The following is a 22,634-nucleotide window of genomic DNA, read 5'->3' as shown; positions in this document are numbered from 1 at the left end:
TGCGCGTCGATCCCGACATCACCTATCTGCAGTCGCTCTATCCGTTTCCCAACCAGCTGGCGTTGGTCGAGAAGATGGATGCGATGTTTCCGGGCGAAGTGTTCTCGCATCTCGAATTCGTGCGACTGGACGGCAACATCACCTGCTTCGGCCTGCCGCTGGTAAGATTCACCACCGAGGCGCGGCTCGACGAGATCGTGCGCCTGCATGAGGAAAATGGCTGCCCGATCTTCAACCCGCACCGCTATACGTTGGAGGAGGGCGGCATGAAGCAGACCGATGCCGTGCAGCTTGCCTTCAAGCGCGAGACGGACCCGCAGGGCCTGCTCAACCCCGGCAAGATGATCGCCTGGGAAAATCCGGACTATGACTACCGTTCCGGGCGAACCTTCCTGTTCAAAGGGCTGCAAAAGGCAGGCTGATGAACATCCTCGTCCTCTACGCGCACCCGGTCGAGACCAGCTTCAATGCCGGCCTGCATCGGTTGATCGTCGAGCGACTGACGGCGGCGGGCCATGATGTCGATGACTGCGATCTCTACGCCGAGGATTTCGACCCGCGGCTGATGCGCCAGGAGAGGCTGGATTATCACAACCACCGCGGCTCCAAGGACCCCGCGGCGCCCTATGTCGAGCGGCTGCTGCGTGCCGATGCGCTGGTGCTCTCCTATCCGGTCTGGAACTACGGCTTCCCCGCTATCCTGAAAGGCTTCTTCGACCGTGTCTTCCTGCCAGGCGTGTCTTTCAGCCTGGTCAACGGCAAGGTGCAGCCATCGCTGCACAACATCCGCAAGGTCGCGGCCGTCACCACCTATGGCGGCAGCCGGTTCCGTGCCATTGTGATGGGCGATCCGCCACGCAGGCTGATCAAGCGCATGCTGCGCGCCACCGTAAAGCCCGGCGCGCCGGTGGCCTACCTCGCGCACTACGCCATGAACCTGTCGACTGACCAAACGAGAAAATCCTTCATGACGAAGGTTGCGGCGAGCATGGATGCATTCTGATGCGGGTCCTCGTGGTCTATTGCCATCCGGTGCCGGAAAGCTTTTGCGCCGCAATCCGCGACACCGCCCTGGATGTGCTCAAGTCCAAGGGTTGGGAGGTGCGGCTGCTCGACCTCTATGCCGAGAGATTCGACCCGGTGATGGGCTGTGACGAACGGCGCAGCTACAACAATCAGGCGCCGCAGGATCCGGCGCTAAAGCCGCATTTCGAGCTGCTCGCCTGGGCCGAGGCGATCCTGTTCGTCTATCCGACCTGGTGGTACGGGCTGCCGGCAATGCTGAAGGGCTGGCTCGACCGGGTCTGGGCGACGGACGTCGCCTTCAAGCTGCCGGCAGGCAAGGGGCGGATCAAATCGCTGATGACGCACGTCAGCAAGGTCGGCGTCATCACCACCTGCGGCGCGCCGACCTGGTGGAGCGTCGTCGTCGGCCAGCCCGGACGCAAGACCTTGCTGCGCGGCATGCGGGCGCTGTGCGCGAGACGCTGCCGAACGTTCTTCCTGGCGCATTATCTGATGGACGCCTCGACGCCAAAGACGCGGGCGGCGTTTCTGGCGAAGGTTCGGACGAGGCTGGAAAGGTTTTGAGGATGCCCAGATGAGGAGTGCGCGAAGGATCTTTGCCGAAGCAAGCGCTTGAGATCCTTCGCTCTTTTTACGCCGCGCTTCGTCGAGCACCCTTATCCGTCTCGGCGCTGCCCGCCGACCCACCTTCGCCCCCAAGGGGGGAGGATAGGGCTGCGCTACATCTTCACCCTTTCCGCCTTCGGGTCATACATCGGCTTCAGCGACGCTTCCGCCGCGAAACGCTCGCCGGCGATCTCGATCTCGTAGGATGAGGCCAGCACATCCGCCTCGCTCTCGCCCCGGCACGGCACATAGCCGAGCCCAACGGCGCCGCCGAGGTGATGGCCGTAATTGCCCGAGGTGATCGGGCCGACGATCTTGCCGTCGCGCACGATCGCTTCGTTGTGGAAGAGCAGCGGCTGCGGGTCGTTCAGCCGGAACTGGACCAGCCGGCGGTTCAATCCGGCGTCCTTCTTCTTCAGCACCGCATCGCGGCCGATGAAATCACCCTTGGCCGTCTTCACCGCGAAGCCGAGACCGGCTTCCAACACATTGTCCTCGTCGGTGATGTCGTGGCCGAAATGCCGAAAAGCCTTTTCGATGCGGCAGGAATCCAGCGTGTGCAGGCCGCAGAGTTTCAGGCCGACATCGGCGCCGGCCTCGTCGATCGCTTCGAAGACATGGGCAGCCTGGTCGGTCGAGACATAAAGCTCCCAGCCGAGTTCGCCGACATAAGTGACGCGGTGGGCGCGGGCCAGCCCCATGCCGATCTCGATCTCCTGGAACGTGCCAAATGGATTGGCTTCATTGGAGAAATCATTCGGGCTGACCTTCTGGATCAGGTCTCGCGAGCCAGGTCCCATCAGGCAGATCACCGCTTCGGCGGCGGTCACATCGGTGACGACGACGAACTCCTCGCCGACATGCCGGCGCAACCAGGCCAGATCGCGCTGCAGCGTGGCGCCTGGCACGACGAGGAAGTAGGCCGTATCCGAGAGCCTGGACACGGTGAGGTCGCTCTCGATGCCGCCGCGCCGGTTGAGCATCTGGGTATAGACGATCTTGCCCGGCGCCACGTCCATGTCGTTGGCGCAGAGCTTTTGCAGGAAAGCACAGGCATCGCGGCCCTCGACACGGATCTTGCCGAACGAGGTCATGTCGAACAGGCCGACCTTGTTGCGGACCGCCAGATGCTCCTCGCGCTGGTTGTCGAACCAGTTCTGCCGCTTCCAGGAATAGCGGTATTCGCGCTCCTGCCCCTCGCGCGCGAACCAGTTGGCGCGCTCCCAGCCGGCGACTTCGCCGAACACGGCACCGCGCGCCTTGAGATGCTCATGCAGGGGCGAGCGGCGCACACCGCGCGATGTCGCCATCTGGCGATAGGGGAAATGGTCGGCGTATAGCAGGCCGAGCGTTTCGGAGACGCGCTGCCTGAGATAGCGGCGGTTCTTCTGGAACGGCTGGGCGCGGCGGATGTCGACTTCCCAGAGGCCGAACGGCGCTTCGCCATCGTTGATCCACTGCGCCAGCGCCATGCCGGCGCCGCCGGAGGAGACGATGCCGATCGAATTGTAGCCAGTCGCCATCCAGTAGCCCCGCAGTTCCGGCGCCTCGCCGAGATAGTAGCGGTCGTCCGGCGTGAAACTTTCGGGGCCGTTGAAGAAGGTGTGGATGCCGGCGGTGGCCAGCATCGGCATGCGGTTGACGCCCATCTCGAGGATGGGTTCGAAATGGTCCATGTCCTCGGGCAATTGATCGAAGCAGAAATCCTCGCGGATGCCGTCCATGCCCCAGGGTTTTGCCACCGGCTCGAAGGCGCCGAGCATCATCTTGCCGGCGTCTTCCTTGTAATAGGCGCATTCGTCGGGAACGCGCAGCACCGGCAGGCGGGAGAGGCCGGGGATCGGCTCGGTGACGAGGTAGAAATGCTCGCAGGCGTGCAGCGGAATGGTGACGCCGTTCTGAGCGCCCAGTTCGCGCGCCCACATGCCGGCGCAGTTGACGACAATGTCGGCCTCGATCATGCCTTTTTCGTCACCCTGCGCCCAGGAGACGCCCGTCACTCGCCCCGCCCTGGCGTGCACCTTGGTGACCTTCACATTCTCCACGATGGTGGCGCCGCGCTGGCGCGCGCCCTTGGCCAGCGCCATGGCGATGTTGGCGGGGTCGCACTGGCCGTCGAGCGGCAGATGCACGGCGCCGACGACGTCCGAGACGTTGAGATGTGGGTACATCGCTTTGACTTCGCTCGGCGAAATCTCGCGCACGTCGACATCGAAGGCACGCGCCAGCGACGCCTGCCGGTAGATCTCGTGCTTGCGTTCCTCAGTCAGCGCGACCGTGATCGAGCCGACCTGGCGCATGCCGGTGCCGACCTCGGTCTCCGCCTCCAGCTTGACGTAGAGGTCGGCCGAATATTTCGCCAGCCGCGTCATGTTCTGTGAGCCGCGCAACTGGCCGATCAGACCGGCGGCGTGCCAGGTCGTGCCCGAGGTCAGCTGCTTGCGTTCCAGGAGCACGATGTCGGTCCAGCCGAGCTTGGCCAGGTGATAGGCGACCGAACAGCCGGAAACGCCGCCGCCGATTATCACCGCGCGGGCCTTGGTGGGGACGGTCTTGGTCATGCGGCCTCGCGGCGATAGGCGGAAGCAAAACGGCGCAGCCGAGCAGCCGCTTCCTGCAGAACTGCCTCGGGTTGACAGAGGCTGATGCGGATGTGCCCGGCGGCGGCCTCGCCGAAGCTGGAGCCGGGCATCACGCCGACCTTCTCCTGGTCGAGCAAGGCCCAGGCGAATTTTTCGTCGTCGGGTTCGACATCCGATATGTCGAGCATGACATACATGCCGCCTTCGGAACCGCGCACGCTGACATTGTTCATGCCGCGCACGGCGTCCAGCAGCACGGTCCGGCGCGCCGCATAGCGCCCGGCGATCTCCTTGACGCCATAACGGTTCTCGAGCGCCTCGGCGCAGGCGATCGAGATGAATGCCGGCAGGCCGTAAGTGGTCACCAGATTGAGGTTGATGAGCAGCGTGATCATGTCCTGCGGACCGGTCAGCCAGCCCATGCGCCAGCCCGTCATGCCGTGGCTCTTGGACATGGAATTGATGACCAGCGTGCGCTCGGCCATGCCGGGCAGCGAGCGTGGCGAGACATGCTCGCCGCCGCCCAGCGTCCAGTAGACCTCGTCCGACAGCAGCCAGAGGTCGTGCTCCCTGCAGATTTCGGCCAGCTGTTCCAGCCGCTCGCGCGAATAGACCGCACCCGTCGGATTGTTCGGCGTGTTGATCAGGATGGCGCGGGTGTTGGGCTTGAGTGCCGCGCGGATCATGTCGGCGCGGGGTTGAAACCCATCGTCGGCCGGCGTCTCGACGACGGTGAAACTGGCGCCGGCGGCGCTGAATGTGTTGGGGTACGTGGCATAGTAAGGGGCTACGACGATGGCATGATCGCCCTGGTCGAGAACGGCCTGCACGGCCGCGTACAGGGCGGCCTGGCCGCCCGGCGTGGCGATGACTTGATCAGGCGTCGTCTCCACGCCGGTGCAGGCGCTCGAAGCGGCCGCCATGGCAAGGCGCAGGCGCGGCAGACCGGGAAGCGGCGTGTAGTGGTGATTGCTGCCGCGAACCGCTGTCACGCAGGCCTCGATCGTTTGCGAGGGCGTGTCGAAGTCGTGATCGCCGACCGACAGCATGATGATGTCCTCGCCGGCTTCCTTGCGGGTCCAGGCGGCGAAATGAACCTCCCAGCCATCCTTGCCAGAAGGCACGATGCCGGAGATGCGCGATGAAGGTCTGGGCATCACTGAACTCCCGAGATCTGGTAGCCGGCCTGTTCGAGCCGGCCGCGCAGTGCGGCGATATGGGCGGGGCCGACTTCGCAGCAGCCGCCGACGATGTCAGCACCGGCCTGCACCCAACCGATCGCTTGCTCGGCATAGGCGTCCGGGCCGAGGTCGTGGCGGGCGTGCAGCACATCGACGGTGCCGCCGTGCTTCAGCGCCTCCGTGGATGTGAAGCCATTGGCATAGGCGCCGACCGGGCCGCCGAGATCGATCAGTTCAGGCAAGGCGGCGGCGATCGCTTCCGGCCGGCAGCAGTTGAGTAGCCGCGCCGCTATCGGCAGGCCGTCAAGCGCGCTTGCCGCGGCGGCTATTGTTTCACCGCTGCGCAGCCGCGGCGCTCCGTGATCGGCGAGCGTCCACGACACCCAGACCGGCTTGCCGCTTTCCGATGCCGCGGTGACGGCCGCGCGCGCCTCATCGGCGGAGGCCATGGTTTCGCAGAGGAAGAGATCGACGCCATCCGCCTGCTCGGCGACGATGCGGCGGTAGATGTCGAGCGCCTCCTTGTAGGGAATGGTCAGCGCCGGGGCGTAGCTGCCGAAAAGCGGCGACAGGCAGCCTGCGATCGCTGCCTCGCCGGCTTCGTCACAGGCCTGCCTGGCCAATTCGATGCCACGCTTTTGCAGCGGCTTGAACAGGTTCTCGGCCCCCTCGCGCGCCAGGCGTTCAGGTGTCGCGGAATAGGTGTTGATTGTGATGACGCGGGCGCCGGCACGGATGAATTCGGCATGCAGGTCGCGCACCAGATCGGGTTCGTCGATCAAGACCCTGGCCGACCACAAAGGCGTCGGCTCGGATTTGCTGCGCCGGACCAGTTCCTGCCCCATGCCACCATCGGTGAGGATGACGTTTTTCATGCGCGAAGCCTCTCGTTCCGGGGATCCCATAGCGGCTCATCCTTCTGCACGACCGCATGGAAACGGTCGCCGAAGATTTCGACCTCGACGGAGGTGCCTGGCTCGGTCAAATCCGCGCGCAGCATGCCGAGCGCGATCGACTTGTCGATGCGATGGCCCCAGCCGCCCGAGGTGGTCTCGCCGACGATCTGGCCGCCATGCCACAGCGTCGACATGTAGGGCGCGTCGCAATCGCCGGGGTTTTCGACGACCAGCGTGACGAAGCGCTTCTTCACGCCTTGCTGCTTTTCATTCTGAAGCGCGGCCTTGCCTCGGAAATCAGGCTTCTCCCATTTGACGAATCGATCGAGCCCGCCCTGCAGGATGGAATAGTCGGTCGACAGGTCACCCTTCCAGGTGCGGTAGCCCTTCTCCAGCCTGAGCGAATCCAGCGCGTACATGCCGAACGGTTTCAGCCCGTGCTTCTGCCCGACCGCCCAGATGGCGTCGAAGATGGCGGCCGTGTCGCCGATCTTGGTGTGGATTTCCCAGCCGAGTTCGCCGGCGAAGGAGACGCGAACGAGCTTGGCCCAACGGCCGGCTATCTCGGTTTCCTGATGCGTCAGCCACGGCAGGGTAAGATCAGCGTCGCAGACATCGCCGAGGATTTTTCGCGAATTGGGGCCGGCCAAGATCTGAGTGGAATAGTCCTCCGTGCGGTCGGTCAACATGAAGCCCGCATCCCGGGGCATGCGAGACTTCAGCCATTCGAAATCATGCCATTGCGCGACCGCCGCGGTGATCAGCGTCATCTGGTCCTCGCCGTGGCGCACGACCGACATTTCGGTGACGATGCGGCCCTTGTCGTCGGCGAAATAGACAAGGCCGATGCGGCCGGGCTTCGGCACCAGGCCGGTGACCTGCAGGCTCAGCCATTCGGCGGCGCCGGGACCTTCCAGGTTGAAGCGCGAGAAGCCGGGCAGGTCCAGTATCCCGGCGGCGTCGCGGACGGCGAGGCATTCTTCGCGCACGCGCTGTTGCCAGGGTCCGTCGCGACGGAAGGTCAGTGTTGCTTCCTCGGAAATGTCATCGCCGGGTTGCGCGTACCAGGTGGCGCGCTCCCAGCCATTGTACGCGTCGAAGCGACCGCCCAGCGCCTTGGTGCGGTCGTGGATCGGCGACAGCTTGCGGTCGCGCCCTTCCGGCCAGGCATGGCGCGGGAACTGGATGGCGTATTCGTTGCCGTAGATTTCCATGCCCTTGGCGACGCAATAGTCCGGCGCCGAGGCAAAGGACGTAAAGCGGCGCGGATCGCAGGACCACATATCCCATTCCGTCTGGCCCTGCGTGACCCATTCGGCCAGCACCTTGCCGGCGCCGCCGCCCTGGGCGATGCCGAAGGTGAAGACGCAGGCCTCGAAAGCGTTGGGCACGCCAGGCATCGGCCCGATCAGCGGATTGCCGTCCGGCGCATAGGGGATCGGTCCGTTGATGACCTTGGACAGGCCGGCCGTGCCCAGGATCGGCACGCGGGCGACGGCGTCCGCCAGGTAATGTTCCAGCCGGTCGAGATCGTCGGGGAAGAGCTGGAAGGAAAAGTCCTCCGGCATCGGATCGTCGCGATCAGCCCAGTGCGCGCGGCAATTGCGCTCATAAGGGCCGAGATTCATGCCGGCCTTTTCCTGGCGAAGGTAATAGGACGTATCGACATCGCGCAGCAGTGGCAGCTTCCTGCTCTGTTCCTTCGACCATGCGGCGAGCTCGGGGATTTCCTCGAACAGGATGTATTGGTGGCTCATCACCATCATCGGCACTTCGCGGCCGAACATCCTGCCGACTTCGGCGGCACGGTAGCCGGCGGCATTGATGACGATTTCGCAGCGAATCTCGCCTTGCGGCGTGGCCACCACCCATTCGTCCTTCTCGCGGCGCACGCCGGTGACGGGGCAGAAGCGGATGATTTTCGTACCCAGGTCGCGCGCGCCCTTGGCCAGCGCCTGGGTCAATTGCGCCGGGTCGATGTCGCCGTCGCTCGGGTCATAGAGCGCGCCCTTGAGGTCGTGCGTCTCGATGAAGGGGTAACGGCGCTTGATCTCGTCGACGCCGACCACGTCGATATCCATACCCTGATAGCGGCCCATGCCCTTGGCGCGCTGGAATTCCTGCATGCGCTCTTTCGTATGGGCAAGGCGCAGCGAGCCGGTGACGTGGTAGTTCATGGGATAGTCGACCGCGTCGGCGAGCCCGCGATAGAGCTCGGTCGAATAGCGCTGCATGTTCATCAGCGACCAGGACGAGGAGAAGGTCGGGACATTGCCGGCGGCATGCCAGGTCGAGCCCGAAGTCAGCTCGTTCTTTTCCAGGAGCACGCAGTCGGTCCAGCCCGCTTTGGCGAGATGATAGAGCGAGGAGGTGCCGACGACGCCACCTCCGATGATCACCACGCGCGCCGTGCTCGGCAAACCCGCCATGTTTTTCTCCCAAGTCTTATTTCAATAAACCGGTGGCGAGACCACCCAGATGACAACCGCCGGCACGGTACCTGGATTGCGCCAGCGATAGGGCTTGCCTTCGAAGCGGAAGGAATCACCTTCGCCGAGCCGGTGCCAGACGCCTGCTATCTCGATCTCGAAAATACCCGAGACGAGATAGCCGGCTTCCTCGGTCGGCCGAAGCTGCTCGGTCTTCATCTCCGCGCCCGGCGCGAAGATCGAGCGCACCATCTCGAAACTACCACCGAGATCGGGCGACAGGAGTTCTTCCACCAGGCCGGATTCGCTGGTGCCAAGCGTGCGACGCCTGCCTGCCCGCACCACCACGCCCCGCTCGCTTTCGACCGGCACGTCATGGCTGAAGAACAGGCTGATCGGCACACCGAACAATTCGGCGAACGCTCTGAGATCGCTGAGCGACGGCGTCGACAGGCCGCGTTCGACCTGGCTGACCCAGCCGACCGAACGGCCAAGTTTCAGGGCGATTTCGGCGAGCGTAAGCCCGCGTGCCCGCCGCAGCGCCCTGATATCGCCGGCCAGCACGCGTTCGTCAGGTCCTTGCAATGTTCGTGCGCTAGGAGACGCCAAAACGCTCACGTCATGAAAAATTCAACCTGAATTTCATGAGAAATCAAGCTCATGAAAAAATCAAGTAGATTTTCACCAATGCTCAAGATTTGCTTGCAGGATTTTGACGCTTCATGCAAAGGCTCCGCCGCGAGCGGCGAGTGGGGACGTCCGATCGATGCAACGGCTAAGGGACGGCCCATGTTGGAAAAGAAGGCTCGAATCGCGGATGAGGCCGAGATCGTCGACGAGGCGATCGTGTCGCGCCGTTCGGTGCGCGCATTTCTGCCCGACATGATCGACGATCACACCATTCGCGACATCCTGGCGGTTGCTGCGCGCGCTCCGTCCGGCACCAACATGCAGCCATGGCGGGTCTACGTCACCAAGGGCGAGACCAAGCAGCGGATCTCGAATGCCATTCTGAATTCCGGTATCCGCGCCGAAAAGGCCGACTGGGACGAGTATCGCTACTATCCCACCCAGTTCTTCGAACCTTATCTGACGCGGCGACGCGCCAACGGTTTCGGCCTGTACGGCGCGCTCGGCATCGGCCGCCGCGAGGTCGACAAGATGCGTGCCCAGCACGACCGCAACTTCGTCTTCTTCGACGCGCCGGTCGGCATGATCTTCACAATCGACCGCCGGCTCAACCAGGGCTCGTGGATCGACTACGGCATGTTCCTGCAGAATATCATGGTCGCTGCGCGGGGCAGGGGCCTGCACACCTGCCCGCAGGCCGCCTTCGCGCCCTATCATCGCCAGATCCGACCGGTGCTCAACATTCCAGACGAGGAGATCGTCGTGTGCGGCATGGCGCTCGGCTATGAGGACACCTCCAAGCCGGAAAACGCCTTCCGCACCGACCGCGTGCCGCTGGAAGAGTGGGTGACGTTCAGCGAATAGCCGCTCCGGCGGTTGACTTCCCTTGGCATGCCATTGTCGCAAAACCGCTGCACACTTTTGGGCGACCTACACTATTCCGTATTCAGGTGAGCGCCGTGACCGCTGACATGGGCGCCGTCCTGTGGCGTCAGCTTGAGATAGGCAAGCAGCGCGCAGAGCGTGATGACGCCCTCGATCGCGAACAGGATCCGGAAATCATTGGTCACAGCAGGCCCGCCGCCAGCCAGGAACGACAGCATGGCCGCCGCGAGGCCGACACTGACCGCCACCGCCAGCTGCCAGAGGATGTAGTAGAGCGCGCTGAAGCGGGCGAGCTGGTCGGGGGCGATGTCGGAATAGGCGAGGTTGCCGGTCGAGGCCCATTGGACGGACCGAAAGATGCCGAAAGCAAAGATATAGCCAAGCACGATCCAGACCGGCGTCGTCGCCTGGATCAAGGCGAAGCCGGCGACCATGGCGGCAACAACGGGCGTGTTGAACACCAGGACGCGGCGAAAGCCGAACCGGTTGAGGATACGCGGCATGAAGAAACGCATGATCACCGAGCCGAGCGCGGCAACGAAGGTCAGCGATCCCGCCTGCACCGCGCTCATGCCGAAGCCGAGCTGGAACATCAGCGGCAACAGGAAGGCGACGGAGCTCAGCCCGATCGTATCCAGCCCGCCGCCGGTGAGGAAGGAGATGCGGAAGGTGCGGATGCGCAGGAGCTTGAGCTCGAGCAGGGGATTTGGCACGCGCAGGCAGTAGAGCGAGGCTATCGACAGGATCATGACCGCCAGCGCCAGTTCACCGGCGATCATGCCGCCGGCGGCGTCCTTGGCGGCCAGTGAGTCCATGCCGAACACCAGCAGGGTCATGCCGCTGCCGACCAGCAGGAAGCCGGGAAAATCGAACCGCGTGCGAACGGGCTTGGTCGCGGTCGGAAACAGCGAGGCGGCAAGGACGGCCGCCGCCAGCGCGAACGGCACGTTGATGAAGAAGATCCAGCGCCAAGAAATGTAGGTGGTCAGCGCGCCGCCGACGAGCGGCCCGACCAACGGCCCGGTCTGGCTGGCGACCGAGATATACATGTTGATCTTCAGCGTCCGGTTGCGCGGAAAGCTGGATAGGATGACGACCTGGCCGAGCGTGCCCATCAGCGCCCCGCCAAATCCCTGCAGCGCGCGAGCGCCGACCAATGTCCAGATGTTATCAGACAGGCCGCAGATCGCCGACGAGGTGGCGAACACCAGCAAGGCAAAGCAGTAGACGTTGCGCAGGCCGAAGCGGTCGGCGGCCCAGCCGCCGAGCGGCATCGAGATGATCAGGCTGGCGACATAAACGGTGATCAGCAGGCCTAGCTGGCTCGGCGGGCGGGCGAGGCTTTCGCCGATACCGGGCAGCGCCGTCACCACGACATTCTGGTCGAGGCTGGTCATGAACACGCCGCAAGCGACCGTCAACGGCAGCAGGAGCAACGCTCTGGCCGACACATCGGCGCGATCCGTGGCGCCGGCGGATAGTTCTGCGGTCATGGGGATGTTCGAACCAAACGAATTTGCCGAGCCTGAGACGGGACTTTTTGTCCCTTGGGCCGATCTGGCGGCCATGTTCGCCACCATGGCCGCCCGCGGCGCGATTCTCTAGCGGCAGAACCGGCCGGCATTGAGGCCAGAATGTTCTCCGAGGCGTCTGGTCACTCAACCGTCAAGCAGATGCTGAATCTGCGACCGCAGCCATTGGTGCGCCGGGTCGCCGTCGCGTCGCTTGTGCCAGATCTGCGTGAACTGGAAGGCCGGAATTTCGAAAGGTGGGGCGAATACGCAAAGTCGGCTGTCCTGTGCTGGCAGTATCCGGCTGGCGACGGTAAGCACCAGGTCCGTGCCGGCGATCAGGCGCGGCGCCACGCCCCAATGCGGGATGACGAGGCAGAGCCGCCGCTTGTGACCCAATTCAGCAAGAGCCTTGTCGACCTCACTCTGACGCTCTGGCCGCAAGTCGACCAGCGCGTGCGGCCGCCCGAGATAGGTGGCGAGATCAATCGCCTGCTTGCCGCCAAGGCTTGCCACATCGGCGAGACAAGCAAAGCGCTCGTCGAGCAGACGATGCGAGCGCACGGATGGATCCAGGCCGGAAAAGACACCAAAGGCAAGATCGATCTCGCCGTCGATGATTTGCGAAACCATCACCTCGCGGCTCGCCTGGCTTACCACGAGGTCGACCTGCGGAGCCAGGACCCGCATGACCGGCAGCAGGGCCGGCAGGACAACTGCGGCGCCATAGTCCGACATGGCGAGCCGAAACGTTCGACGCTCCGTCGCCGGCTCGAAACCAGCCGGCGCCAGAAGGTGACGCATCCGGTCGAGCGCCTCGGTGAGCATCGGGGTGATTTCCATGGCGCGCGCTGTCGGCTCGAGGCCACCTTGCCGCCTGACCAGAAGCGGGTCATCGAGAAGGTGGCGCAGCCTGGCGAGCGCATGGCTGACGGCGGGCTGACTTTTGTTCAGGCGGATCGCCGCCCGCGAGACGTGGCGTTCGGCCAGCAACGCGTCCAGTACGACGAGCAGGTTGAGATCGATGCCGGCAAGACTATTCATCTTATGCATATTATGCGTGCAGAAATCGAATTTCCATATGTGAGAGTGATCATTTATTCAACCGTGATCGATTTGGAGACAGTCTCATGGCCAGCACCTTTCCCTTTCTGATGGCCGCCCTGTTGGCAGGGGCCGCCGTTCCCTTCCAGGCGGCGGCGAACGCAATGCTTGGCCGCCTGCTCGGTCATCCGCTCTGGGCAACCTTCGTTTCGCTGGGTGTCAGCGTCGTGCTGATCGTTCCGGTCATGGCAGGCTTCAAGCTGCCCGTTCCAGCCGTCGGGATGGCCATCAAGGGTCCCTGGTGGATCTGGGTCGGCGGCGCGGCAGGCGTGGTCTACATCACCGCCGCACTGCTTCTGGCACCCAAGCTCGGCGCTGCGAGCTTCATCGTTGCCGTCATCGCCGGCCAGATGGTCGCGTCGCTGGTCATCGATCATTTCGCCTTGATGGGCTTTGCCCATCGGCCGGTGACCGTCGCTCGTTTCGCCGGCCTTGCCCTGATTATCGGGGGGCTGGTCGTCACGCAGTGGGCAAGCACGATCGCACCGCGGGCAAACCAACTCGACCTCAGGCCGACCGAAAACAAGGAGATGAAAAATGAAACCTAACCTCGTCCTGCGTGTTGCGCGGCCGACCAACGACCTGCCGGAGGTCATCCGGTTCTACCGGGATGGTCTCGGCCTTCAGGAACTGTTTCGCTTCAGCGATCACGATGGCTTCGACGGGATCATGCTCGGGCAGCCCGGCGACGCCTATCATTTCGAATTTACCCACGCCCATGGTCATGAAGCGGGCAGGGCGCCCACGGCCGACAATCTGGTCGTCTTCTACATGCCGGATCGTGACGCCTGGGAAGCAGCCATCCTGCGCATGAAAAGCCTAGGCTACACCACTGTGCCGTCCTTCAATCCCTATTGGGACAGGCAAGGTGCCACCTTCCAGGATTGCGACGGCTATCGCGTTGTATTGCAGAACGCCGACTGGCACGCAGTCGCGCAGCAGTCCTAGCTGGCGCCGGGCGAGGCGAACCTACTGCACCTCGTAGCCGACTTCCTCGCTGGCATGGCAAAGCGCCTTCCAGAACGAACGTGCGAATGAGCGGAAGACGTATATGTCGAACTGGTCGGCGCCGGTGCGCTGAATCTGGGCGAAGACGTCGTGATGGGCGGCCGAGCGGCCGGCACCGACCGGGAAGGCCGGCAGCGCGAAGTCGATCGCGAAGAATTTCGCCAGCACCCATTCGGCCTTCGGCCCGGCAATGCGGATGGCGGTGCGGCCGTGCGACAGGTCGGTCACCGTGCCGATGGCCGGGGTCACCACCTTGTTGAAAGCCGCTGCCAGCCCTTCGGCCTCGTCGGCCGCGGTGAACTTTCCCGGCGCGAAGCCGAACACCGATTTCACGCCGTCGCTCGAGCCGCCGCCGGCACCGTCGGGCAGCGCCAGCCCGGTGACGGTGCGGATGGCCGCGATCAGTTTCTTCTCCTCGCCCGGCCAGGCGGCCAGCTGAACGATCGAACCTGGCCTTGTCTCGGTCAGCAGGATCTCGACGCCATGTTCGAAATTGCCATGCGAGCCGACGTGAAACTCCGGCTCGAGGGGGGATTGGCGCTCAACCATGCATGCGGGTCCCTTCCGGATCGTAGAAATGGTTCGAGACGATCTCGACCGGTCCAAAACGGTTGCGCAAGGGATCCGAGACATGGGCGCGTGTACCATGCCGCGCCTTGCCGCCCTCGACCAGTGCCAGCGCGATGTGCTTGCCGAGCGCCGGCGAATAGCAACAGGCGGTGATGTGGCCGATCGAACCATGCGGATTGGTCTCGTCCAAAGCCTCGACAATGTGCGCGCCGCCGTTGAGCGGCCGGTTGTCGAGCGCGATCAGGCCGACCAGTTCCAGACGGTCGGACGCGATCAGGCCTTCGCGGTCCATCATCGCCGAGCCGATGAACGGCTTCTTCTTCGACAGCATCCAATCGAGATGCAAGTCGCGCGCCGTGGTGCGGCCGTCGATCTCGGCGCCGGTGACGTGGCCCTTCTCGATGCGCATCGTGCCCAGCGCCTCGAGCCCGTAGGTGACCAGCCCGAACGGCTTGCCTGCTTCGATCAGCGCTTGCCAGACATGGGTGCCATGGCCGGCACCGGAATAGACCTCGAAGGCCATTTCACCGGAGAAGGAAAGCCGGCAAATCATCACCGGCACACCTGCTATCTGGCCGTGGACGATGCCCATGAAGGGCAGCGTCGCATTGTCGACCGCGGTGCCGGTGACGCAGGCGGCGAGGATCTGCCTGGCTTTCGGGCCGCCGATCGCCGCACCTGCCCATTCGTCGGTCACCGAGGTGACATGGACCTTGAGGTCGGGCCAGATCACGTCGAGGAAATATTCCAGGTGCTGCATCACCTTGCCGGCATTCGCCGTCGTGGTGGTCATCAGAAAATCCTGTTCGCCGAGCCGCCAGGTGGTGCCGTCATCGAAGGCGAAGCCGTCCTCGCGCAGCATCAGCCCGTAGCGCGCCTTGCCGACGGCGAGCGTCGAAAACATGTTGGTGTAGACGCGGTCAAGGAAGGCTGCGGCATCGGGGCCCTGCACGGCGATCTTGCCCAGCGTCGAGACATCGACGATGCCAGCACTTTCACGCGTCGCCTTGGCTTCGCGGACATAGGCCTGCTCGATTGTTTCGCCCGAAAGCCCGTAGATCATCGGCCGGTACCAGAGGCCGGCGGAATACATGGTCGCGCCATTGGCGAGGTGCCAGTCATGCATCGGCGTCAGCCGTCCCGGTTTCAGGTCGCCGAAGCGCTCCGCAGCCAGCGAGCCGATCGACACCGGCGCAAAGGGCGGCCGGAAACGCGTCGTGCCGACTTCAGGGATCGGCTTGCCCAGCGCCTCGGCCATGATAGCCAGACCGGGAACATTGGAGCTCTTGCCCTGGTCGGTGGCCATGCCGAGCGTGGTGTAGCGCTTGAGATGCTCGACCGAGACGAAGCCTTCGCGATGCGCCAGCCGGACATCCTCCGCCGTCACGTCATGCTGGAAGTCGACAAAGCTCTTGCCCTTCGCCCTGATCTCGAAGACAGGCGCCGGATCGGGATCTCCGTCGACGGCTTCGACCGTGGGCAATGCCGCCGGCGGGCTCGTTCCACCGGCCGCTCTGAGGCCGGCGGCGCGGCCTTCCGCGATCGCCTCTGCCGTGGAAAAACTGCCGGTAAAAGCGCCGGCTCCAATCCACTGCTGTGTTGGCCATTGCTGCGCCGGCTTCGGCGGCAGGAAGGCCTGGCGCGAGGCATTCCATTCCGCTTTGGCGCCGGCCTGGCTGGCCAGATGGATGGTCGGCGACCAGCCGCCCGACATCAGCAGGCAGTCGGCATGGATGTTGCGCTCTTCGCCTGAGAGCGCGCCGGTGACCATGTCGAAACGCTGCACCTTGACGCCGGAGAGCGCCTTGCCGCCCTCGGTGGCGACGACCGCGTGGCCGGCAAGGATCTCGGCCTCGGCCTCCGTGGCCAGCCTGCGCATCTCTGGCGAAAGGTCGGACCTGACGTCGGCGATGGCGACGATCGCCGCACCGGCCTTCTTCAGGGCGATGGCCGCGCGATAGGCGCTGTCATTGTTCGTGAACAGAGCGATCCGCTCGCCCGGCAGGACGCCGAACTCGTTTGCATAGCGCTCCGCCGCATGGGCCAGCATCACGCCCGGTCTGTCATTGCCGGGGAAGACCAGCGGCCGTTCGAAGGCGCCGGTGGCAAGCACCACGGATCTGGCGCGGATCGCCCAATAGCGATGCCGCGGCTCGCCCTTGGCGGGGCGTTCCTTATGGTCGCTGACCCGTTCGAGCGCGGCAAGCGTGTTGTTGTCGTAATAGCCCCACACCGTGGTGCGCGGCAAAAGCCGGACATTGTCGCGGCCTTCGAGCTGGGCGACGGTGCGGCGCGCCCAATCGGCGGCCGGCGCGCCGTCGATGGTTTCGTCCGACCAGTTGGTCGAGCCGCCAAAACGCGGCTCGAGATCGGCCAGCATGACGCGGGCGCCCTGATCGGCGGCTGCCTTGGCGGCCATCAGGCCGGCCGGGCCGGAGCCGACCACCAGCACGTCGCAAAAGGCGTTCATGCGCTCGTAGCGCGCGGGATCCTTCGCCGGTCCGGCGCTACCCAGACCGGCGGCGCGGCGGATGAAATGCTCGCAGAACATCCAGAAGTGCGTGCCTTTCAGCGGACCGATCACCGGCCCCATGAAGGTCTTGTAGTAGAAGCCGGCCGACAGGATCTTGCCGCCGAGCTGGTTGACGGCGTGGACGTCCCAGGCCAGCGAAGGGAAGCGGTTCTGGCTGATCGCAACCAGCCCGTCATGAATCTCGACCATCGTCGCCGCAATGTTGGGCTCGCGTACCTCGCCCCTCAGCACCGTCACCAGCGCATTTGGCTCCTCCACGCCCGCGGTGAGCAGGCCGCGCGGACGGTGGTATTTGAACGAACGGCCGAAAAGCGTGACGCCCTTGGCCAGCAGGGCCGAGGCCAGCGTGTCGCCGGCGTGGCCGGTATAGGCAACGCCGTCGAAGGTGAAGCGGATCGTCTTCAGCCGGTCGATGCGTCCGCCAGTGTCGGTGCGGCGCGGGCTCATGCCTTGTCCTCCGCATTGCGGCGCGCGGCCGAGGCATGATCGCCGCGCGCAAAACCGACGCTCGAAATCTCATGCGTCAGCGTGTTGCGCACGACGCGCAGATGCGCGCGGCATCCGCCGGAATGCTGCCAGATCTCATTGTGGTCGCCGGCCGGGTTCAGCCGGTCGTAGACATAGGCGTTCCACGCCTCGAAATTCTGCGAGGCCGGGTCGGGACGTTCGCGGTTGCCGTCACCCTGATAGGTGAATTCGATGACGTCGCGCGGGCCGCAATAGGGACAGGTGATCAACATCGGATATTCCTAATGCAGTCTTGCTTAGTGAAGGCGGGGATTCGCGCCCTGGCCCTTGTCGTCGATGACGAGGCCGCGGTGGAAGCGGTCAAGGGTGAACGGCGCGTTGAAATCGTGCGGCTCATCCTTGGCGATGGTCCAGGCAAAGGTCCAGCCGGAGGCCGGCGTCGCCTTGAAGCCGCCATAGCACCAGCCGCAGTTGAGATACATGCCGGGCAGGGGACCGGTGGTGATGATAGGCGAACCGTCCATCGACATGTCGCATACACCGCCCCACGAACGCAGCATGCGCACCCGCGCAAGGCCCGGAAACAGCGCCAGCATCTCGCTCATGACCTCGTCGACGATGGGCAGGTTGCCGCGCTGGGCGTAGCTGTTGTAGCCGTCGATATCGCCGCCATAGACGAGGCCGCCCTTGTCGGACTGCGACATGTAGAAATGGCCCATGCCGAAGGTCACGACCGTGTCGATGAAGGGCTTCAGCGATTCCGTCACGAAGGCCTGCAGCACATGGCTCTCGATCGGCATCGTCTCGACGCCGGCCAATTGCATGACGCGCCCGGTACTGCCGGCCACGGCGACCGCCACCTTCCTGGCCCTGATGTCGCCGCGCGACGTGGTGACGCCGGTGACGCGATCGCCATCGCGCAGGAAACCGGTGACCTCGCAATTCTCGATGATGTCGACACCGCGCCGGTCGGCGCCGCGCGCATAACCCCAGGCCACCGCATCGTGGCGGGCGGTGCCGGCGCGCCGTTGCATCAGGCCGCCGACGACGGGAAAGCGTGCTTCGCTGGAGATATCGAGCGCCGGGATCAGGCGCTTTATTTCGGCCGGCGTCATCAGTTCAGCGTCGACGCCAAGATGGCGCATGGCGTTGCCGCGCCTTGCGTAGTCGTCGAACTGGGCCGGCGTGTGCGCCAGATTGAGGCAGCCGCGCTGCGAGAACATGACGTTGTAATTCAGCTCGTGCGACAGGCCTTCCCACAGCTTCATCGAATGTTCGTAAAAGCGGGTGTTGGCGGGCAGCAGATAGTTCGAGCGCACGGCCGTGGTGTTGCGGCCGACATTGCCGGAGCCGAGCCAGCCCTTTTCCAGCACCGCGACGTTGGTGATGCCGTGCTCCTTGGCCAGATAATAGGCGGTCGCCAGCCCGTGACCGCCGCCACCGATGATGATGACGTCATAGGAGGCCTTCGGGTCCGGCTTGCGCCATGCCGGCTTCCAGTCCTTGTTTCCCTTGAGCGCGTTCGCGAGCAGCGAAAAGGCCGAGTACTCTGCCATCATTGTCATCCGGTTCGGGCGATGCGGCAGACTATAGAGCAGGCCGCATCCGCAAAGCCAATATTGCGCCATTGCCTTTCGACTGGCCGACGCCGCGATGCGACGGCTTGCCCCACGATATGGCCGTCTTTATCAAGGACAGGCTTTTAAATGCCTTTGCCGCCCGTGAGTCGCCAAGAGTCATGCTTTTGAGATTGCTTCGTCTCATTTTGATTTTCACGCTGGTCATTTCGGCGTCGCCTTCGTTCGAAGCGATGGCGCAGGCGCTTGGCCAGGGCTCGATCGGCCTGATCACCGATCAGCAGAAAGTCATCCAGGGCCTGACTGGCAAGACCGACGATCTCGAGAAGAAAATTCAGCTGGATGCTGAGGACGATGCCTCACTCGTGGATATCCGCCTGCAGCTAGAGGATCTGTCGCGGGCGGCACTGACCAGTGCGCTGGCGTTCCGTTCGCGCCTCACCGAGATCAACAATCGCATCGAGGTGCTTGGCCCGCCGCCGGCGGCGGGCCAGCCGCAGGAGCCCGACATCGTCACCGGCGAGCGCCAGGCGCTGGCGTCGGAAAAGGCCGAGATCAACGCGGTCGTGGCCAGCGCGCAGAACCTGTCGATCCGCATCAGCGGGCTGATCGACAAGATCGGCAACATGCGCAGCGCACTGTTCCGCAACCTCTTGACCAAACGCTACGTGCTGTCCGACGCGCTTAGCCCGCAGGTCTTCTCCGACGCCCAGGAGGAATACGCCAACTTTTACAAGGCAGTGTCGTCCTGGCTGAGCTTCGCGTTCAAGTTCAAGTTCCAGGCCATCCTCGCCGCTACCTTCGTGGCGCTCGGCCTTGCGCTGGTGCTGCTGGTCGGCGGTCGGCGGCTGTTCGGGCGGGTGTTCGAAGCCGATCCCGCCAACGAGGCCCCGTCCTATCTCAGCCGTCTGTCGGTGGCCTTCTGGTCGACCCTGCTGCCGACATTGGCGGTCGGCGCCTTTCTTGGCTCGACCATCTTCTTTTTCAACTATTACAATGTGTTGCGTGGCGATATCGGCCTGTTTCTCAATTCGCTGGCAACCGCCATCGGCGTGATCTTCTGCGTCAACCGCTTGACCAATGCGGCGCTTGAGCCGCGGCTGCCGAACTGGCGCCTCATCCCGGTCGAAACCGTGCCGGCGCGCTGGCTGGTGCGCCTGTCCACCGCATGGCGGTGGTCATCAGCGTCAACACCTTCCTCTCCGTCATCAATGACAAGATGGGCTCGCCGCTGTCGCTGACCATCGCGCGCAGCTTCGTCGCCACCATTGTCGTCGGCATCATCCTGATCCTGATGGCGATGCTGCGGCCGTTCAGGGCACGCGACGGAAGCTGGCGGCCATGGCCGGCGTGGCTGCGCTATCTGGCGCTGGCGCTTGGCCTGTTCACCATCATTGCCGCACTGCTAGGCTATATCGGCCTTGCCTTGTTCGTCTCGCTGCAGGTCGTGGTCACCGGCACGGCGCTGATCACCGCCTATATCGGCTTCCTGTCGGCGCGGGCGATCGGCGAGGAAGGGGCGTTCGCCAACACCACCGTCGGCCGCTGGCTGTCGACCCATTCCAGCTACGAGGACACGGCACTCGACCAGCTCGGCCTTGTCGTCAGTGTTGCCATCAATCTGTTGATCGTGCTGGTTTTCCTGCCGCTTATCCTGCTGATGTGGGGGTTCCAGCCAGGCGACATCCAGGCCTGGGCCTACAAGCTGGCGACCGGGATCAATATCGGTTCGGTGACGATTTCGGTCACCGGCATCCTTTCGGGCATCGTCGTCTTCATCATCGGCTATTTCCTGACGCGCTGGTTCCAGGGCTGGCTCGACGGCTCCGTCATGGCGCGCGGCAAGGTCGATACCGGCGTGCGCAACTCGATCCGGCTGGCTGTCGGCTATGCAGGCGTGGCGCTGGCGGGGCTGGTCGGCATATCGGCGGCGGGCATTGATCTTTCCAGCCTTGCGTTGGTCGCCGGTGCCCTTTCCCTCGGTATCGGTTTCGGCCTGCAGAATGTCGTCTCCAACTTCGTCTCCGGCCTGATCCTCCTGGCCGAGCGGCCGTTCAAGGTCGGCGACTGGATCGTCGCCGGCGACGTCAGCGGCACGGTCAAGAAGATCAGCGTGCGCGCCACCGAGATCGAGACGTTCCAACGGCAGTCGGTGATCCTGCCCAATTCAAACCTGATCAACAACGCCGTCGGCAACTGGACGCACCGCAACAAGCTCGGCCGTGTCGAGATCAGGGTCGGCGTCGCCTATGGCAGCGACGTCAAGCAGGTGCATGCCGTCCTTCTGGAAATCGCGCGCAGCCATGCGATGGTGCTCAAGAACCCCGAGCCCTTCGTGCTGTTTTCCAATTTCGGCGCGTCCGCGCTGGAGTTCGAAATCCGCGTCTTCCTGGCCGATATCATGAACGGCAGCGTCGTGCAGAACGACATTCGTTTTGCCGTGCTGGAGAAATTCAACGACCAGCATATCGAGATCCCGTCGACGCCGCGCGCCGTCGTCGAGGTGAACAAGCCCAAGGCCTGGCCAACCGACGACGACAAGATCGAGGCCGACTTCGCCGAACAGGAACAGGCGAAGGCGCAAGCCGCGGCCGAAGCGAAAAAGCTGGCCAAATCTGGACGCAAGGCGCGCAAGCCCGATCCCAGTTAGGGCCGGTGGCCGTCAGCTTCTCGCGACCAACGCCGCCAGCGCCGTGCGAAGATCGGTATCGCCGCGTCTGACTTCGCCGACACCGTGCTCGACATCGATGCGGCCGGCATTGTGGGCGTCGAACATCGCGGCGACCAGTTCCGCGTAGCTCGTGCCGATGCCGCCACCGATGAGGGCAGGAACCCAGTCCTGCCTCGGCAGTTCTCGGGCGACGATCGCGCGGCCGGCAATCTCGCCAAGCGTTCGCGCCACATCGGCCGCGCTGTAGCGATCTGGCCCTTCGGCGTGGACCACGCGCAGCGCATCGCCGCTGCCCGAAAGGAGGAGATCCGCCGCCATCAACCCGACATCGCCGGCCGACACCGTCGGAAAGGATTTGGTCACGGGATGGTGCAGGCTCGGCAGCACGCCGGTCTCGATTGCCAGGCCGGCCAGGCGGTTCCAATTCTGCATGTGCTCGGCCGAACGCAGCAGCGTCAGGGCTGCCGGTATCGTCCTCAACTGCGTTTCCAAATGATGGAACGTGAGCGTGATGCCGGTGCCGGCGGCAAGCTGGGCGCCATAATCCGAGATCGCCAGAATTCTTTGCGGCCTGACTTGATCGAGTGCATTCACAACGGATCGAATGGTGGCTTCCATCTCCGCCGACGCATCATCGGCGCGGACGCCGGTTGGACAGATGACCTGTACGGCGGCCGCGCCCTTTGCTGCCCGCGCCACCGCCGGCGTATCGCGCAGATCGGCAATCTCCGCGTCGCAACCGAGCCCACGGAACTCCTCGGCATGCGACGGGTTTCGCACAAGGGCTCGGACCGGAACGCGATGCCTGCGAAGCGCACCAATCGTGGCACGTCCGATCTTTCCTGCCGCGCCCAACACTACAAACATGCCGGTATCCTTCATCCTGATCAGTAGGACGTCAGGAATGCCGAAAGGACGGGTTCGGGTCGCTCAGATTTGGATGGCGGAGCGCAAGAA

General features: G+C 64.2%; 17 protein-coding genes and 2 pseudogenes. 7 read left to right on the top strand and 12 right to left on the bottom strand.

Annotated features, from left to right (window positions below):
• The 3 genes and pseudogenes from C1D09_RS15205 to C1D09_RS15195 all read left to right on the top strand — a co-directional run.
• Window positions 1–422, top strand: a pseudogene (locus C1D09_RS15205) (FAD-binding protein); the annotation flags it as partial.
• Window positions 422–1,003, top strand: coding sequence for an NAD(P)H-dependent oxidoreductase (locus C1D09_RS15200; RefSeq protein ID WP_167514623.1), 582 nt, complete (start codon window positions 422–424; stop codon window positions 1,001–1,003). The pseudogene C1D09_RS15205 and the gene C1D09_RS15200, both read left to right, overlap by 1 nt.
• A complete protein-coding gene (locus C1D09_RS15195; protein ID WP_143975082.1) occupies window positions 1,003–1,590 on the top strand; it encodes an NAD(P)H-dependent oxidoreductase in 588 nt (195 codons plus the stop codon). Before C1D09_RS15200 ends, C1D09_RS15195 begins: the two co-directional genes overlap by 1 nt.
• A gap of 155 nt (window positions 1,591–1,745) precedes the next feature.
• Here C1D09_RS15195 and C1D09_RS15190 read toward each other — a convergent pair whose 3' ends face one another.
• The 5 genes from C1D09_RS15190 to C1D09_RS15170 are packed head-to-tail and all read right to left on the bottom strand — an operon-like array spanning window position 1,746 to window position 9,284.
• Window positions 1,746–4,193 (bottom strand): GcvT family protein, encoded by a 2,448-nt coding sequence (locus C1D09_RS15190; protein WP_143975081.1) that lies wholly within the window; start codon window positions 4,191–4,193, stop codon window positions 1,746–1,748.
• Complete coding sequence (locus C1D09_RS15185) at window positions 4,190–5,371, bottom strand: pyridoxal phosphate-dependent aminotransferase (RefSeq protein ID WP_143975080.1); 1,182 nt, start codon at window positions 5,369–5,371, stop codon at window positions 4,190–4,192. The genes C1D09_RS15190 and C1D09_RS15185 overlap by 4 nt, the downstream gene beginning before the upstream one ends.
• Complete coding sequence (locus C1D09_RS15180; protein ID WP_143975079.1) at window positions 5,371–6,270, bottom strand: homocysteine S-methyltransferase family protein; 900 nt, start codon at window positions 6,268–6,270, stop codon at window positions 5,371–5,373. Before C1D09_RS15180 ends, C1D09_RS15185 begins: the two co-directional genes overlap by 1 nt.
• Window positions 6,267–8,720: a GcvT family protein gene (locus C1D09_RS15175; RefSeq protein ID WP_143975078.1), complete on the bottom strand. Its 2,454-nt coding sequence runs from the start codon at window positions 8,718–8,720 to the stop codon at window positions 6,267–6,269. Before C1D09_RS15175 ends, C1D09_RS15180 begins: the two co-directional genes overlap by 4 nt.
• 21 nt (window positions 8,721–8,741) lie before the next feature.
• Window positions 8,742–9,284 carry a helix-turn-helix domain-containing protein gene (locus C1D09_RS15170; RefSeq protein WP_167514624.1) on the bottom strand — a complete coding sequence of 181 codons (543 nt, stop codon included), beginning with the start codon at window positions 9,282–9,284 and terminating at the stop codon, window positions 8,742–8,744.
• Between the two features lie 225 nt (window positions 9,285–9,509).
• Here C1D09_RS15170 and C1D09_RS15165 point away from each other — a divergent pair, with 225 nt between their 5' ends.
• Complete coding sequence (locus C1D09_RS15165) at window positions 9,510–10,214, top strand: nitroreductase (RefSeq protein WP_167514622.1); 705 nt, start codon at window positions 9,510–9,512, stop codon at window positions 10,212–10,214.
• A gap of 71 nt (window positions 10,215–10,285) precedes the next feature.
• On the opposite strand, the gene C1D09_RS15160 is transcribed toward C1D09_RS15165, so the two are convergent.
• A complete protein-coding gene (locus C1D09_RS15160; protein ID WP_143975075.1) occupies window positions 10,286–11,728 on the bottom strand; it encodes an MFS transporter in 1,443 nt (480 codons plus the stop codon).
• A 165-nt stretch (window positions 11,729–11,893) separates the two neighbouring features.
• Entirely contained in the window at window positions 11,894–12,790 is an 897-nt protein-coding gene (locus tag C1D09_RS15155) for a LysR family transcriptional regulator (RefSeq protein WP_143975074.1), read from the bottom strand.
• An 86-nt stretch (window positions 12,791–12,876) separates the two neighbouring features.
• On the opposite strand from C1D09_RS15155, the gene C1D09_RS15150 reads away from it, so the two are divergent.
• Together C1D09_RS15150 and C1D09_RS15145 are read left to right on the top strand one after the other, a co-directional pair.
• On the top strand, window positions 12,877–13,398 hold the full coding sequence (locus tag C1D09_RS15150) for a DMT family transporter (protein WP_143975073.1): 522 nt from the start codon (window positions 12,877–12,879) through the stop codon (window positions 13,396–13,398).
• Window positions 13,388–13,798, top strand: a complete 411-nt coding sequence (locus C1D09_RS15145; RefSeq protein WP_143975072.1) for a VOC family protein — start codon at window positions 13,388–13,390, stop codon at window positions 13,796–13,798. The genes C1D09_RS15150 and C1D09_RS15145 overlap by 11 nt, the downstream gene beginning before the upstream one ends.
• A gap of 21 nt (window positions 13,799–13,819) precedes the next feature.
• On the opposite strand, the gene C1D09_RS15140 is transcribed toward C1D09_RS15145, so the two are convergent.
• From C1D09_RS15140 to C1D09_RS15125, 4 genes are read right to left on the bottom strand one after another with little or no spacing between them, the layout of a single operon-like run.
• Window positions 13,820–14,407, bottom strand: coding sequence for a sarcosine oxidase subunit gamma (locus C1D09_RS15140; RefSeq protein ID WP_143975071.1), 588 nt, complete (start codon window positions 14,405–14,407; stop codon window positions 13,820–13,822).
• Complete coding sequence (locus tag C1D09_RS15135; protein WP_143975070.1) at window positions 14,400–17,408, bottom strand: sarcosine oxidase subunit alpha; 3,009 nt, start codon at window positions 17,406–17,408, stop codon at window positions 14,400–14,402. Before C1D09_RS15135 ends, C1D09_RS15140 begins: the two co-directional genes overlap by 8 nt.
• A complete protein-coding gene (locus C1D09_RS15130) occupies window positions 17,405–17,701 on the bottom strand; it encodes a sarcosine oxidase subunit delta (protein ID WP_143975069.1) in 297 nt (98 codons plus the stop codon). Before C1D09_RS15130 ends, C1D09_RS15135 begins: the two co-directional genes overlap by 4 nt.
• 24 nt (window positions 17,702–17,725) lie before the next feature.
• Complete coding sequence (locus C1D09_RS15125) at window positions 17,726–18,985, bottom strand: sarcosine oxidase subunit beta (RefSeq protein ID WP_143975068.1); 1,260 nt, start codon at window positions 18,983–18,985, stop codon at window positions 17,726–17,728.
• Between the two features lie 182 nt (window positions 18,986–19,167).
• Here C1D09_RS15125 and C1D09_RS15120 point away from each other — a divergent pair.
• A pseudogene (locus C1D09_RS15120) lies at window positions 19,168–21,656 on the top strand (mechanosensitive ion channel family protein).
• Between the two features lie 12 nt (window positions 21,657–21,668).
• Here the strand turns inward: C1D09_RS15120 and C1D09_RS15115 are convergent.
• Window positions 21,669–22,559: an NAD(P)H-binding protein gene (locus C1D09_RS15115; RefSeq protein ID WP_143975067.1), complete on the bottom strand. Its 891-nt coding sequence runs from the start codon at window positions 22,557–22,559 to the stop codon at window positions 21,669–21,671.
• Between the last annotated feature and the right edge of the window lie 75 nt (window positions 22,560–22,634).

This window comes from Mesorhizobium intechi, assembly GCF_002879535.1.
GTDB classification, from domain to species: Bacteria; Pseudomonadota; Alphaproteobacteria; order Rhizobiales; family Rhizobiaceae; genus Mesorhizobium; species Mesorhizobium intechi.
This window is presented reverse-complemented; position numbering and strand designations above follow the sequence as displayed.

Coding starts and splice junctions, on each gene's coding strand:
- C1D09_RS15185 (WP_143975080.1), bottom strand. CDS start 5,371: ATGCCCAGACCTTCATCGCGCATCTCCGGCATCGTGCCTTCTGGCAAG.
- C1D09_RS15155 (WP_143975074.1), bottom strand. CDS start 12,790: ATGAATAGTCTTGCCGGCATCGATCTCAACCTGCTCGTCGTACTGGAC.
- C1D09_RS15200 (WP_167514623.1), top strand. CDS start 422: ATGAACATCCTCGTCCTCTACGCGCACCCGGTCGAGACCAGCTTCAAT.
- C1D09_RS15115 (WP_143975067.1), bottom strand. CDS start 22,559: ATGAAGGATACCGGCATGTTTGTAGTGTTGGGCGCGGCAGGAAAGATC.
- C1D09_RS15150 (WP_143975073.1), top strand. CDS start 12,877: ATGGCCAGCACCTTTCCCTTTCTGATGGCCGCCCTGTTGGCAGGGGCC.
- C1D09_RS15195 (WP_143975082.1), top strand. CDS start 1,003: ATGCGGGTCCTCGTGGTCTATTGCCATCCGGTGCCGGAAAGCTTTTGC.
- C1D09_RS15135 (WP_143975070.1), bottom strand. CDS start 17,408: ATGAGCCCGCGCCGCACCGACACTGGCGGACGCATCGACCGGCTGAAG.
- C1D09_RS15165 (WP_167514622.1), top strand. CDS start 9,510: ATGTTGGAAAAGAAGGCTCGAATCGCGGATGAGGCCGAGATCGTCGAC.
- C1D09_RS15175 (WP_143975078.1), bottom strand. CDS start 8,720: ATGGCGGGTTTGCCGAGCACGGCGCGCGTGGTGATCATCGGAGGTGGC.
- C1D09_RS15140 (WP_143975071.1), bottom strand. CDS start 14,407: ATGGTTGAGCGCCAATCCCCCCTCGAGCCGGAGTTTCACGTCGGCTCG.
- C1D09_RS15130 (WP_143975069.1), bottom strand. CDS start 17,701: ATGTTGATCACCTGTCCCTATTGCGGCCCGCGCGACGTCATCGAATTC.
- C1D09_RS15180 (WP_143975079.1), bottom strand. CDS start 6,270: ATGAAAAACGTCATCCTCACCGATGGTGGCATGGGGCAGGAACTGGTC.
- C1D09_RS15145 (WP_143975072.1), top strand. CDS start 13,388: ATGAAACCTAACCTCGTCCTGCGTGTTGCGCGGCCGACCAACGACCTG.
- C1D09_RS15125 (WP_143975068.1), bottom strand. CDS start 18,985: ATGGCAGAGTACTCGGCCTTTTCGCTGCTCGCGAACGCGCTCAAGGGA.
- C1D09_RS15160 (WP_143975075.1), bottom strand. CDS start 11,728: ATGACCGCAGAACTATCCGCCGGCGCCACGGATCGCGCCGATGTGTCG.
- C1D09_RS15190 (WP_143975081.1), bottom strand. CDS start 4,193: ATGACCAAGACCGTCCCCACCAAGGCCCGCGCGGTGATAATCGGCGGC.